This window comes from Xanthomonas sp. NCPPB 3200 (assembly GCF_056393585.1).
Genome location: NZ_CM150785.1, coordinates 4,675,932 through 4,689,506, shown reverse-complemented (window position 1 = coordinate 4,689,506; position 13,575 = coordinate 4,675,932). Strand labels below are relative to the sequence as shown.

The following is a 13,575-nucleotide window of genomic DNA, read 5'->3' as shown; positions in this document are numbered from 1 at the left end:
GATAAGGTTTTCCCGCCAGTGCCCTATCGCGCGCAGGCGCGCTCCTACGGGCGATGAGGCTTTCCCGCCAGTGCCCTGTCGCGCGCAAGCGCGCTCCTACGCACGTGCGGCCAGGCGGGCTGTTCCCCACTCCCGATTCCCCACTGCGTAAACTCCCCGTTCGCATTGGCCTAGGAACGCCCCTTGGTATCAAGCTGGATCCTGCTGCTGGTTTCCGTCGGCTATGCCGTGCTGCTGTTCGGCGTGGCCTGGTGGGGCGACCGTCGTCCGTTGTACCCGGAGCGGCCGTGGCTGCGGCCGGCGGTCTACAGCCTGGCGCTGGCGGTGTACTGCTCGTCGTGGACCTTCTACGGCGCGGTCGGCTCGGCGGTGCGCAACGGCATCGGCTATCTGCCGATCTACCTGGGCCCGCTGCTGTTGCTGCTGTTCGGCTGGCGCATCATCGAGCGGCTGGCGCTGATCGCACGCGCCGAAAACACCGTCTCCATCGCCGATTTCATTTCCTCGCGCTATGGCCGCTCGCGGCGGCTGGCGGCCTTGGTGGCGGTGATTGCGCTGGTCGGCATCGTTCCGTACCTGGCGCTGCAGTACAAGGCGGTGGCGATGAGCCTGGAGGTGCTGACCGGGCATAGCAGTGCCGGGCGCGGCATCCTTGCCGATCCGGCGTTGTACGTGGCGCTGTTGATGGCCTTGTTCGCCACCTTGTTCGGTACCCGCCAGGTCGATGCCACCGAACACCACCGCGGCATGATGCTGGCGATCGCGCTGGAGTCGGTGATCAAGTTGATCGCCATCGTCGCGGTGGGCCTGTTCGCCTGGGTGTGGCTGAGCGACCACCAGGTGCCCATCGCCGACTCGGCGCGCACCTTGTTCGAGCACACCCCGTCGGTGGGCTTCATTTCGCAGACCTTGCTGAGCTTTCTGGCGGTGATCTGCCTGCCGCGCCAGTTCCATGTGGCGGTGGTGGAATGCAGCGACGTCGGCGACATCCGTCGCGCGCGCTGGTTGTTCGGCGCGTACCTGGTGATCATTTCGGCGATGGTGGTGCCGATCGCATCGGCCGGCGTGGCCTTGTTCGGCAAGGGCAGCACGGTGGTCGACGACGCGGTGGTGCTGGCGCTGCCGCTGAGCCAGGGCAACACCGTGCTGGCATTGGTGGCCTATGTGGGTGGGTTCTCGGCCGCCACCGGCATGGTGATCGTGGCCAGCATCGCGTTGGCCACCATGGTCAGCAACGACCTGGTGATGCCGGTGCTGCTGCGCCGCCGCGGCAGCGCCGATGCGCGCGCGGCGGTGGCCTCGCGGGTGTTGTGGATCCGCCGCGTCGCCATCCTGTTGCTGGCGCTGATCGCCTACGGCTACCACCGCAGCGTGGCCAACGACACCACCTTGGCGGCCTACGGCCTGATGGCCTTTGCGGCGGTGGCGCAGTTCGCCCCCGGCGTGATCGGCGGGTTGTACTGGCGAGGGGCCAGCCGCAAGGGCGTGGAGACCGGCATGGTGCTGGGCTTCATGACCTGGATCTACACGCTGCTGCTGCCGGCCGCCACGCGCGCGGGCTGGCTGCAGCCGGACTGGCTGGTGGACGGGCCGTTCGGCATCGCCTGGTTGCAGCCGCAGCAGCTGTTCGGCATGCGCGGCTGGGACCCGCTGGCGCATGGCACGTTCTGGTCGCTGCTGATCAATGTCGGCGCGATGATGCTGGTCTCCGCACGCTGGCGCCCCGGGGTGGACGAACGCCTGCGCGCCGCGCCCTTCCTGGACCCGTACGCACAGCGGCCGGCGGTGGCCGGCGACTGGCCCGGGCATGTGCGCGTGGCCGACCTGCAGGCCCTGGCCGAGCGCGTGGTGGGCGAGCGGCATGCGCACCGCGCCTTCGTCGACCAGGCGGTGCTGCTGGAGCGCGAGCTGCAACCCACCGTGGTGGCCGACCGCGCCTGGGTGCAGTTCACCGAGCGCCTGCTGGCCGCCTCGATCGGCGCGGCCTCCGCACGCCTGGTGCTGACCAGCCTGTTGCGCGGCTCGGGCATGGACCTGGGCGAGGTGGTGGCGGTGCTGGACGAGGCCGGCCAGGAGCTGCGCTTCAATCGCGAGATCCTGTCCACCACGCTGGAGAACATCAGCGCCGCGGTCAGCGTGGTCGACCCGGAGATGCGCCTGACTGCGTGGAATCGCCGCTATCAGCAGCTGTTCGGCTACCCGGACGGCATGCTGTATGTCGGCCGCCCGGTGGCCGATCTGATCCGCTACAACGCCGAGCGCGGCGAGCTGGGCGAGGGTGATATCGAAGATCAGATCGATCGCCGCATCCGCCACATGCGCGCCGGCTCGCCGCATGTGTTCGAGCGCACCCGCAGCGACGGCAAGGTGATCGAGATGCGCGGCCAGGCGCTGCCCGGCGGCGGTTATGTCACCAGCTACAACGACATCACCGACTACAAGCGTGCCGAACGCGCGCTGCTGGACGCCAACGAGAACCTGGAGCAGCGCGTGGCCGACCGCTCGCGCGAGGCCGAGCTGGCGCAGCAATCCAAGACGCGCTTTCTGGCGGCGATCAGCCACGACGTGTTGCAGCCGCTCAATGCCGCGCGGCTGTTCGCCTCGGCCCTGCGCGAGAGCCATCAGAACAACGAGGAACAACGCCATCTGGCCGAGCGCGTGGATGCCTCGCTGCGTGCGGCCGAGGAGTTGCTCGATGGCCTGCTCGACGTCTCGCGGCTGGATGCCGGCGGCCTGCGGCCCACGGTCGAGGATTTCGATGCCAGTGCGCTGATGCACGAACTGGCCGCGCAATACGCGCCGGTGGCCTCCAGCCGCGGCCTGCAGCTGCAGGTGCACAGTCGCCCGTTGTGGGTGCGCAGCGACCGCCGCCTGCTGCGCCGGGTGATGCAGAACTTCCTCGCCAACGCGCTGCGCTACACGCGCCAGGGCCGCATCGTGCTGGGCATGCGCGGCCGCGGCGAGCACGTGGAGCTGCAGGTGTGGGACACCGGCCCGGGCATTCCCGAGCACCACATGCGGCAGATCTTCGAAGAATTCCGCCGCTATCAGCAGCCGTTCGACTGGGGCGAGCAGGGCCTGGGGCTGGGCCTGTCGATCTGCCAGCGCATCTCGCGCCTGCTCGACCACGACCTGAGCGCACGCAGCCAGGTCGGCCGCGGCAGCATGTTCTCGATCCTGCTGCCGCGCGTGGCGGCGGTCCCGCTGCCGCCGGCGCTGCCGGTGGCCGTTGCACGTGCGCTGCCCAGTGGCGATTCGCTGGCAGGCCTGCGCGTGCTGTGCGTGGACAACGACCGCGAGATCCTCGACGGCATGCGTGCCCTGCTCGGTCGCTGGCAGGTGGAGGTGATCACCGCCAGCACCGTGGACCAGGCGCTGGAACGCGCGCGCGAACAGCCGGACCTGATGCTGGTGGATTACCACCTGCACGACCGGCTCGATGGCCTGGACACGCTGGATGCGCTGCAGGCCGTCGCCACCGCGCCGATTGCCGGCGCCCTGCTCACCGCCGACGGCCGCGACGAACTCAAGCAGCTCGCGCGTGCGCGTGGCTACCGCCTGCTGACCAAACCGGTGAAGCCGGCCTCGTTACGCGCGTTTCTGAGCGCGCATCACGATGCGAAAACGCGCTGAGCGGTGCGACTGCAGCGTAGGAGCGTGCCTGCGCGCGACGAAGCATTATCGATAACGCCCGGTCGCGCGCAGGCACGCTCCTACCAGGGATAGTGCTTACGCTGCGCCGCTCAGGTGCTCGTAGAGGATGACGCTGCCGACGATCACCAGGATCAAGCCGCCGAGGATCTCGGCGCGCTTGCCGATCAGGTTGCCGAGCACGCGGCCCAGCATGACGCCTGCGGTGACCATGCTGAAGGTGCACAGCCCCACCACCACCGCCACCACGCCGATATGCACGTCCAGGAACGCCAGGCTCACGCCGACCGCCATCGCATCGATGCTGGTGGCAAAACCGGTGGTGGCCAGGGCGAGCAAGCCATGCCGTTTCGGCGTCTCGGACGTTGCTTCTTCAGCGTCGTCCGCATCGCTTCGCAGCCCGGCCACGATCATGTGCGTGCCCAGCGCACCGAGCAGCACGAACGCGATCCAGTGGTCGTAGTCGGACACATAGCTGGACGCGGCGCGTCCCAGCAGCCAGCCGATCACCGGGGTGATCGCCTCGATGCAGCCGAAGATCAAGCCGGCGCGTAGCGCATCGCGCCACTGCGGCTTGCGCATCGCCGCGCCCTTGCCGATCGCCGCGGCAAACGCATCGGTCGACATCGCGAAACCGATCAAAACAATGGAAAAAGGGGACATCGACAGTCTCGGGCTGGGCACGGTCACAACGACATGCGCCCGCGCCAACCTTCGTCGTGCACGCATGCCGCTGGTCTCGCCAAACCGGAACTGGTTGCCTGCACCACGGCGCAACGGCCGAGTATGTTGATGCAGGCGCTTCCGACGATGCGAAAGCAGGCTACTCCCCAAGGGGCGCGCAGTGTACCAACGCATGGCCGCGTTCGGTGCGTCTGCAGCGCACGCGAAGGTCGGTCTGATCTTTATAGCCGTGGCTATTGCGAGCAGGGGTGACGCGGTTTTTGCCTTGTTTTCAGGCATCAAAGCCAGACAGGCATGTCCACGCAACGGCGCGATGCGGCACCCGATAGCCTTGGCTATAGCGACCAACGGTCTGCATGCCGGTGAAGCAGGCAGCGAAAAAGGCCGGGAAAGCCGCTGACGTGGGGTGTGCTGCAAGCAGTGCGAGATAGAAGCCTCATGTCTGGCTGCGCGTGCGTGAGCCAGCGCCTGCGTCGTGCAGGAGTGCAGCGATCGGCAACGATGCTGCGATCTCCCCGGCGTCTCGATGTGCACGGCTTGCGATGCCGCAGGTGCTGCTTAAGCGGTTCGGGTGGAGTGCGATGGCCAGGCTGCCATCGCAGCGCTGCGGAACGAGCGCGCTGCGCTCCATGCACAGGGCCGGCCGCGCTGCGGGAGGACGGCAGAAGTCAGCCTTCGGAAGCGAGCAACAGAAACACCAGCGCCGACGCAGACTCCCGGCGCGGGTCGCGGCTACATCAACGCGGCGGAAATCTCCGCCGTCGCCGCACACAGGGCCTGCAAGGCCGCGTGCGGGCCGACCAGCTCCGGGCGGCGCGCGATGAAGGGAACGGTGAGCGTATAGGTCGCACTGCCGCGTTGCAGGATCGGTGCGGTCAGGTCGACCACGCCCACCACCGCTTCGCTGGGTTGCATGGCGTAGCCATCGTTGCGGGCCTGCGCGGCGGCGGCGAGGAACTGCGCACGCTCGAACGGCACCTCGCTGGCGTCGAGCATGTCCAGCCAGCGCGCCTGCACCTCCGGCTGCTGGAACGCGAACAGCACCAGCCCGGAGCTGGAATGGGTCAATGGGCGGCGGTGGCCCGGGCGCACCACCAGGCCCAGGTCGCTGGGCACGTCCATCTGCGCGATCACCACGATCTGGTCGCCGGACGGCGCCACCAGGTGGCAGGGCTGACAGATCGCATCGGCCAGCCGCCGCATCACCGGTAGTGCCGCTTCGCTGATGCTCTGCACCTGCGGCTGCTGCATGCCGAGCATGAACAACCGATTGGTCAGCACGTAGTCGCTCTCGCCGTCGCGGGTGAGATAACCGCGCTCCTCCAGCACCTGCAGCATGCGGAAGATCTCCCCGCGCGAGCGGCCGATGCCTTGCGAGATCGCGCCCATGCTCATCGGCTGCGCCTGGCGGGCGAGCAGCTCGAGGATGTCCAGGCCCTTGTCCAGGGCAGGGGCACGGTACTTGGCGGGTTCGGTGCTCATCCGTTTGCGGCTCCAGGCAAGACTGCGGCGCGCCAGGGTACAGGCATCGCGGGCAGCGGTGAGATGTGGCGCTTGCGTGCAAATATAAACAAAGATTTTATATTTGCATGGCGCTGGCGTGCGCAGTACGCTCGCCGCACAGCAACGCAAGCGCCACAGCCTTGGGAGGGGATCGGTCGCATGCATCACAGTGACATTGCCGCGTCACCGCGCGGCAACCTGGCGCGTACCGCCATGGTTCCCCTGTTGTTGATCGTGAGCCTGTTCTTTTTGTGGGGCATGGCCAACAACCTCAACGACATCCTGATCAAGCAGTTCAAGAAGGCCTTCGAGCTGACCGACCTGCAGGCCGGGCTGGTCCAGAGCGCGTTCTACCTGGGCTATTTCGTGTTCGCGATGCCGGCGGCGATGTTCATGCGCCGCTACAGCTACAAGGCGGCCGTGGTGCTGGGCCTGCTGTTGTATGCCTGCGGCGCGTTCCTGTTCTATCCGGCTGCGCAGGTGCATACCTACTGGCTGTTCCTGCTGGCCTTGTTCGTGATCGCCAGCGGCCTGGCCTTCCTGGAAACCACCGCCAATCCACTGGTGACCGTGCTCGGCCCGGCAGAAGGCGCGGCGCGGCGGTTGAATCTGGCCCAGGCATTCAACCCCTTGGGCTCGATCACTGGCGTACTGGTCGGCCAGCACTTCATCTTCTCCGGGGTGGAACACACGCCGGCCGAACTGGCGGCAATGGCACCGGCCGCGCGCGAGGCGTTCTTTGCCGCCGAATCCTCAGCCGTGCAGACGCCCTATCTGATCATCGGCGCCGTGGTGGTGCTGTGGGCGATCCTGATCGCGCTGGTGCGCTTTCCCACCGGCGCGCCGGAGAGCGATAGCGGCGTGGCGCCCAAGCGTGCACGCTTCGGCGAACTGCTGCGCAATCGGCGCTTCATGTTTTCGGTGGTGGCGCAGTTCTTCTACGTGGGTGCGCAGGTCGGCATCTGGAGCTATCTGATCCGCTATCTGCAGGATGCGGTGCCGGGCACGCCGGAAAAAACCGCCGCCACCTACCTGACCATCTCGCTGGTGCTGTTCATGGCCGGCCGCTTTGTCGGCACCGCGCTGTTGCGCTATCTGGCGCCGGCCAGGTTGCTGGCGAGTTTTGCGACGATCAATCTGGTGTTGTGCGCCGTTGCTATCGCGTTGCCGGGTTGGACCGGCTTGTACGCGCTGGTGGCTGCCAGCGTGTTCATGTCGGTGATGTTCCCGACCATCTTTGCGCTGGGCCTGGATGGCATGCATGACGATGCGCGCAAGCTGGGCTCGTCGTTGCTGGTGATGTCCATCATCGGTGGCGCGCTGCTGACGGCGGTGATGGGCGCGGTGTCGGACATGGCCGGTATCCACTGGGCGATGGTGGTACCGGGTGGATGTTTTGCGGTGATCCTGCTGTTCGCGTTGCGTGCGCGCCGCGCTGCGCCGGTGGTTGCAGGAGTGGGCGCATGAGCACGCGGCGTCTGTGTTATGTGCTGGATCTGCACGACGATCCGCAGTTGATCGCCGAGTACGAGCGTTGGCATCGGCCCAGCGAGGTCTGGCCGGAAGTGGTGACCTCGCTGCAGCAGGCCGGTATCCAGGAGCTGGAGATCTTTCGCAGCGGCGACCGCCTTGTGATGCTGATGGAGGTCGGCGACGACTACGATCCGGCGGCCAAGGCGGCGCGGGATGCGGCCGATCCGCGTATCCAGGCCTGGGAAGACTTGATGTGGCGGTTTCAAAAGCCGTTGCCTGGCAGTGCGCCGGGAGAGAAGTGGCGCGAGGCCGGGCAGATCTTTGCCTTGAGTGCAGCGGTTGGAGCGGGGCAGGGTTAGGGTGTTGGCCTGCGTTTCTTGCGGATGTGTTGGCTCCGTTGTGGGGCGCTGGTCTTGAGTGTCTTTGCTGCCGCTGCCGCCGGGCGTCGAAACAGGTGTCTTTTGCGGGCGCAGCGTGAGTGGCGCTGCGCAGGCGTAACGGCTGCATCGCAGATGTGCCAAGCAGAAGCGGTCGCGATCGGGCCATCGGGAACGCCTGTCGCGGCTTGAGCCGCTCCTACGACATCCTGGGATTAGGTGAGGCGGTGCGTTGGATTAGGCCTTTGCCGTGGCCAGGTCTTCGACCCAGAAACGGCCGTCGGGGTAGCTGAATTCCGCGATGGAGTCCGGGTGCATCTCGGCGGAGAAGCCGGCGGCTTGCGGGGCCAGGTAGCGGCCGTGCTGGATGCGCACCGGGTCCAGGAAGTGCTGGTGCAGGTGGTCGACGAATTCGATCGCGCGGTCTTCCATCTTGCCGGTGATGGCGACGAAGTCGGCCATGGCCAGGTGTTGCACCAGTTCGCACAGGCCGACGCCGCCGGCATGCGGGAACACGCGGATGTTGAACTTGGCGGCCAGCAGCAGGATGGCGAGGTTTTCGTTGACGCCGCCCACGCGCGCGGCGTCGATCTGGATCAGGTCCACCGCGCCGGCCTGCAGCAGCTGCTTGAACACCACGCGGTTCTGGGTGTGCTCGCCGGTGGAGACCGGCACCGGGGTGATGCCCTGGCGGATCGCGGCGTGGCCGAGCACGTCGTCCGGGCTGGTCGGTTCCTCGATCCAGGCGATGTCGAATTCGGCCAGCTGGCGCATCCAGTCGATCGCCGGGCCCACGTCCCAGCGCTGGTTGGCATCCACCGCCATCGCGATGTCCGGGCCGATCGCCTCACGCGCCAGGCGGCAGCGGCGGATGTCGTCCTGCACGTTGGCGCCGACCTTGAGCTTGATGGTGCGGAAGCCATCGGCGACGGCTTCTTTTGCCAGGCGCACCAGCTTTTCGTCGGAGTAGCCGAGCCAGCCGGGCGAAGTGGTGTAGGCGGGATAGCCCTGTTCGATCAGCGTGGCGATGCGCTGCGCACGCTGCGGTTGCGCATTGCGCAGGATTGCCAGCGCTTCGTCGCGGGTGAGCGCGTCGGTGAGGTAGCGGAAGTCGATGGTATCGACCAACTGCTCCGGGCTGAGCTCGGCGATGTAGCGCCACAGCGGCTTTTTCGCCGCGCGTGCGGCCAGGTCCCAGGCGGCGTTGATCACCGCGCCGATCGCCATGTGCATCACGCCCTTTTCCGGGCCCAGCCAGCGCAGCTGCGAGTCGTTGGTGAGCCGGCGTGCGAACGCACCCAGATCGGCAATGACTTCCTCGACCGACAGGCCGACCACGTGCTCGGCCAGTGCGGCCACCGCGGCGGTCTGCACATCGTTGCCGCGGCCGATGGTGAACACCAGGCCGTAGCCGGCCAGGCCATCCGACGCATCGGTGCGCAGCACGACGTAGGCGGCCGAGTAGTCCGGATCCGGATTCATCGCATCCGACCCATCCAGCTCGCGCGAGGTGGGGAAGCGGACGTCGTGGGTGTCGAGGGCGATGATGGTGCTCATTGAAGTCCTGGGCGATGGAAACGGGAATAAAACGCGCGAAATAAAACGGAAACGGAAACGGAAACGGAAACGGAAACGGAGAACGGAAACGGAGACGGGCGCCAGAGCCCCTCTCCCCCCGGGAGAGGGGTTGGGGTGAGGATACGGACGCGAAGCGCCGACTGTATTGAAGCGTTGCAGGTACGCATGCGCTTGCGACACAGATCAACGAACAACACAGATCAACGCATCACTGCACGACCAACTGCGTGTGGATACCAACGCGCGACAGCACCTGGAAGTTCAACGCTCTCGCACGCCGCTTGAAAAATTTGCGCATGACACATCAACACACATGCCGACATGTCACGCCTGACGGCAAACGCACATCGCGACGAACTGCCTGGATATGTCGCTACGTACCCTCACCCCAACTCCCGCTACGCACCCAGGCCCGCGCTTGCGGCGCGGGCGCACCAACGCACGCGCGCCAGTGGCGCGCAAGCCGTGCCTTAGTGCCCCGGTGGGAGAGGGGCTTTAGGCAGCATCACGCGGATGCGCCACCACCGGCTGGCGCTGGCGGCCCAGGCCTTCGATCTCCAGTTCCATCACGTCGCCCGGCTTCAGGTACACCGGCGGCTTCTGGCCCAGGCCCACGCCGGGCGGGGTGCCGGTGCTGATCACATCGCCCGGCATCAGCGTCATATAGCGGCTGATGTGGCTGACCAGTTCGGCCACGCCGAACACCATCGTGCGGGTGCTGCCGTTCTGGTAGCGGTGGCCATTGACCTCCAGCCACATCGACAGGTTCTGCGGGTCGGCGATTTCATCGCGGGTGACCAGCCACGGGCCGATCGGGCCGAAGGTGTCGGCGCTCTTGCCCTTGACCCACTGGCCGCCATGCTCGAGCTGGAACTCGCGCTCGGACAGATCGTTGATGACCGCGTAGCCGGCGACGTGGTTCAGCGCGTCGTCCACCGACACATCGCGCGCCACATCGCCGATCACCACGCCCAGTTCCACTTCCCAGTCGCTCTTGACCGAGCCGCGCGGGATGATCACGGTGTCGTTGGGGCCGGTCACCGCAGTGGTGGCCTTCATGAAAAGGATCGGCATCTTGGGCACGTCCATGCCCGATTCGGCCGCGTGGTCGGCGTAGTTCAACCCCACGCAGATGAACTTGCCGATCTGCCCCACTGCGGCGCCATAGCGCAGCTCGCCTTCGAGCAGCGGCAGCGTGGACACGTCCAGCGCACGCAGTTTGTCCAGGCCGGCATTGGTGATGTGCTCGCCGGCCACATCGTCGATCACGCCGCTCAAATCGCGGATGCGGCCTTCGCCATCGATCAGGCCAGGACGTTCCTGGCCGGGGGCGCCAACGCGTACGAGTTTCATGCAGTCTTCCTTTGCAGGTGAGGAATGGAGCGGCCAGCAACGCTAGCGCGCATGCATCGGGTGGATAAGGACGGCGTGCTCAAATCAAGCCACTACAAGTCGCATCCGGCACTGGCCGCCCACGTTACGGTGCGCGGCACGACGGTGCGTTGCCGCGCTCAGTTTGACCAGCCGCCATCGATGATGTGGGTCTGGCCGGTGGTGAACGACGATTCGTCCGAGGCCAGGTACACCACCAGCTGTGCGATCTCGCGCGGGTCGCCCAGGCGGCCCATCGGCTGGCGGTCGGTGAAGCTCTTCCACACCGCCTGTTCGTCGCCGCCCAGCGCCTTGACGCGCTGGCCCAGCGACGGCGTCTTGATGGTGCCGGGGCAGATCGCGTTGCAACGCACGCCCTGGGCCACGTAATCGGCGGCAATGGCCTTGCTCAGGCCGATCACGGCGGCCTTGGTCACGCCATAGACGAAGCGGTTGGGCACGCCCTTGATGCTGGAGGCCACCGAGGACATGTTGATGATGCTGCCGCGGCCGCGTTCGAGCATGCCCGGCAGCACCGCCTTGCAGGTGTAGTACATCGCATCGACGTTGATCGAGAACGAGCGCCGCCAGGCCGGCTCGTCGCAATCGAGAATGCTGCCCTGGTGCACGAAGCCGGCGCAGTTGAACAGCACATCGAACGGGCCGTGCGCCGCGACCAGCGCGGCAACCGCCGCCGCGTCGGTGACATCCAGCAGCTGGGTGGTGATGGCCTCCGATTCGGCCGCCAGCGCCTGCAGGGCAGCGGCGTCGATATCGGTGGCGATCACCTGCGCACCTGCGCGTGCGCAAGCCAGCGCGCTTTCGCGGCCGATGCCGGCGCCGGCGGCGGTGATCAGGCAGCGCTTGCCATGCAGGCGGTCGTTGGGAGTTGCAGGGATCGAGACAGTCATACCGAAGAGGTTCCGTGGGTGGGGGCCGCCGGCCGTGGCAGACGATAGAACGTGCGTGCGTTATCGCCGAACACCGCTCCGGCATGGCCGTCGGCGTATGTGGCGACCAGCTGTTGTGCGATGTCGAACCACTGCGCGTAATCGGCACGCTGGGTCAGCACCGGCCAGTCGCTGCCCCACAGCACACGCTGCGGGCCGAAGCGTGCGAACAGATGCGCGACATACGGTGCCAGCGCCTCCACGCCGGCGCCGCGCGCTGCTTCGGTGAGCAGGCCGGAGAGTTTGCAGTGCACATTGGGATGCTGCGCCAGCGCGGCCATGCCGGCGGCCCAGGCGACGAATTCGCCTGCGGCGATCTGCGGCTTGCCGCCGTGATCGATGACCACGCGCAGCTGCGGATGGCGCTTCAGGCGTGCCTGCAGCGCCGGCACATGCACGCTGCGGATCAGGGCGTCGAAGGCCAGGTCGTGCGCGAGCAGGGCGTCGAAGGCGGCATCCAGTTCGGGCTGGGCCAGCCATTGCACATCGGCGATGTCCTGCACCATGGGGCGCAGACCCTTGAGCACGCCGCCGCCGGCCTGCACCAGCGCGTCGATGCGCGCGGCCGCGTCGGGCGCGGCGAAATCGACCCAACCGACCACGCCGGCAATACGCGCATCGGCGCGCGCCAGCTCGAACAGGTAGCGGGTTTCGGCCTCGGTCGCGGCCGCCTGCACCACCACCACGCCCTCCATATCGGCAGCGTCCAGCGCCTGGCCGATATCGGCGGGGCCGAAGTCGCGATACAGCGGCGCCAGCTCGGGCGTCAGCCAGTGGTAATCGCCACGGGCCAGCTGCCAGAAATGCAGGTGTGCGTCGATGCGGCTCATGGCGTGGGCAGGTCCGCGTCGAGCAGGCCGCCATCGCGCAGGCGCTGCCACAGTGCCGGTGCGATTGGCACCTGCAGGCGCGCGGCGGCCGATTGCACCTCGGCCACCGTCCGCATGCCGGCCACCACCGTGGTCACCGCCGGATGTGCCAGCGGAAACTGCAACGCCGCCGCGCCGATATCCACCTCGAATGCCGCGCAGGCCGCGTACAGGCGCTGCGCATGCTGCAGTGTGGCGGCGTCGACCGGGGCGTAGTTGTAGGTGGCGCCGGGGCCGCGTGCGTCGCTGAGCAGGCCGGAGCTGTACGGGCCGGCCGACAGGATCGCCACGTTGCGCTGCTGCGCCTGCTCGAGCAGGGCGCGGGCGCCGTGCTGTTCCAGCAGCGTGTAGCGGCCGGCCAGCATCACGCAGTCGAGCGGAAAGCGTGGCAGCACCTCCAGTGCCACGTCCTGCTCGTTGACGCCCAGCCCGATCGCCCCGCAGGCACCGGCCGCCTTCAGCTCCGCCATCGCCGGCAAGGCCTCCTCCAAGGCCTGGCGCAGCACGTTGGCGTGGTTGTCGCCGTGGGTCAGCGCACCGATGTCGTGCAGCAGCAGCACGTCGATGTAGTCGGTGCCCAGGCGCTCCAGGCTGGAGGCGAACGCGCGCCGCACGCCATTGGCGCTGTAGTCGAACTCGGCGCGGCGGCCCGCCACCGCAAAGCCGTCGCGCCCGGCGGCGGCCTGCGCATCGTCGTAGATGCAGCGGCCGACCTTGGTCGACAGCGTATACGCGCCGCGCGGCACGCCGGCCAGGCCACGGCCCAGGCGGCTCTCGCTCAGCCCATAGCCGTAGTACGGCGCGGTATCGAAATGGCGGATGCCGGCCTGGAACGCAGCCGCCACGGCGGCCAGTGCCTGGCCCTCGTCGACCTCGGCATACAGATTGCCGATCGGCGCGGCGCCAAAGCCCAGTGCCGAGAGCTGCACGTCGGTGTTGCCCAGACGCTGCCGCGTAATGGTCACGCAGCACGCTCCGCGCATCGGGCGGTCGCCGAACAGGTGCTGACGCAATCGTTGAAGCAGTCACTGGGCATCACAACGTCCACCAGCCGGCCGGTGCCGGACTGTTCGCATATGAATATCGCAATCATAAGTGAACAGATCACGCTGCAGTGCA

The 13,575-nt window shown here is 67.3% G+C and carries 11 protein-coding genes and 1 riboswitch; of the genes, 4 read left to right on the top strand and 7 right to left on the bottom strand.

Translation table 11 applies throughout. From position 1 onward, the window contains the following. Positions 1-183 precede the first annotated feature (183 nt). Positions 184-3,633: a NahK/ErcS family hybrid sensor histidine kinase/response regulator gene (locus AC06DU_RS20290; RefSeq protein ID WP_478203090.1), complete on the top strand. Its 3,450-nt coding sequence runs from the start codon at positions 184-186 to the stop codon at positions 3,631-3,633. Positions 3,634-3,729: 96 nt separating this feature from the next. Here the strand turns inward: AC06DU_RS20290 and AC06DU_RS20285 are convergent, their stop codons facing one another. After that, positions 3,730-4,314 (bottom strand): manganese efflux pump MntP, encoded by a 585-nt coding sequence (locus AC06DU_RS20285; RefSeq protein WP_026064161.1) that lies wholly within the window; start codon positions 4,312-4,314, stop codon positions 3,730-3,732. A gap of 12 nt (positions 4,315-4,326) precedes the next feature. After that, positions 4,327-4,489: riboswitch (yybP-ykoY riboswitch) on the bottom strand. 18 nt (positions 4,490-4,507) lie between these two features. Between AC06DU_RS20285 and AC06DU_RS20280 the strand changes: the two genes are divergently transcribed. Next, a complete protein-coding gene (locus AC06DU_RS20280) occupies positions 4,508-4,735 on the top strand; it encodes a hypothetical protein (protein ID WP_478203089.1) in 228 nt (75 codons plus the stop codon). A 332-nt stretch (positions 4,736-5,067) separates the two neighbouring features. On the opposite strand, the gene AC06DU_RS20275 is transcribed toward AC06DU_RS20280, so the two are convergent. Continuing rightward, complete coding sequence (locus tag AC06DU_RS20275) at positions 5,068-5,817, bottom strand: IclR family transcriptional regulator (RefSeq protein WP_478203088.1); 750 nt, start codon at positions 5,815-5,817, stop codon at positions 5,068-5,070. A gap of 180 nt (positions 5,818-5,997) precedes the next feature. On the opposite strand from AC06DU_RS20275, the gene fucP reads away from it, so the two are divergent. Further along, positions 5,998-7,305 carry an L-fucose:H+ symporter permease gene (fucP, locus tag AC06DU_RS20270; protein WP_054591867.1) on the top strand — a complete coding sequence of 436 codons (1,308 nt, stop codon included), beginning with the start codon at positions 5,998-6,000 and terminating at the stop codon, positions 7,303-7,305. Beyond that, entirely contained in the window at positions 7,302-7,670 is a 369-nt protein-coding gene (locus AC06DU_RS20265; RefSeq protein ID WP_054591868.1) for an L-fucose mutarotase, read from the top strand. The genes fucP and AC06DU_RS20265 overlap by 4 nt, the downstream gene beginning before the upstream one ends. A 255-nt stretch (positions 7,671-7,925) precedes the next feature. On the opposite strand, the gene AC06DU_RS20260 is transcribed toward AC06DU_RS20265, so the two are convergent. The 5 genes from AC06DU_RS20260 to AC06DU_RS20240 form a co-directional block, all read right to left on the bottom strand. Then, positions 7,926-9,245, bottom strand: coding sequence for an L-fuconate dehydratase (locus tag AC06DU_RS20260; RefSeq protein ID WP_349778602.1), 1,320 nt, complete (start codon positions 9,243-9,245; stop codon positions 7,926-7,928). A 516-nt stretch (positions 9,246-9,761) separates the two neighbouring features. Next, the gene (locus AC06DU_RS20255) at positions 9,762-10,619 is read right to left on the bottom strand and encodes a fumarylacetoacetate hydrolase family protein (protein ID WP_053054220.1); all 858 of its coding nucleotides are present in this window, start codon (positions 10,617-10,619) and stop codon (positions 9,762-9,764) included. 158 nt (positions 10,620-10,777) lie between these two features. After that, on the bottom strand, positions 10,778-11,548 hold the full coding sequence (locus tag AC06DU_RS20250) for an SDR family oxidoreductase (protein ID WP_039521219.1): 771 nt from the start codon (positions 11,546-11,548) through the stop codon (positions 10,778-10,780). Next, positions 11,545-12,417 (bottom strand): amidohydrolase family protein, encoded by an 873-nt coding sequence (locus tag AC06DU_RS20245; protein ID WP_184381443.1) that lies wholly within the window; start codon positions 12,415-12,417, stop codon positions 11,545-11,547. Before AC06DU_RS20245 ends, AC06DU_RS20250 begins: the two co-directional genes overlap by 4 nt. Continuing rightward, positions 12,414-13,439, bottom strand: coding sequence for an aldo/keto reductase (locus AC06DU_RS20240; RefSeq protein WP_478204461.1), 1,026 nt, complete (start codon positions 13,437-13,439; stop codon positions 12,414-12,416). Before AC06DU_RS20240 ends, AC06DU_RS20245 begins: the two co-directional genes overlap by 4 nt. Positions 13,440-13,575 lie beyond the last annotated feature (136 nt).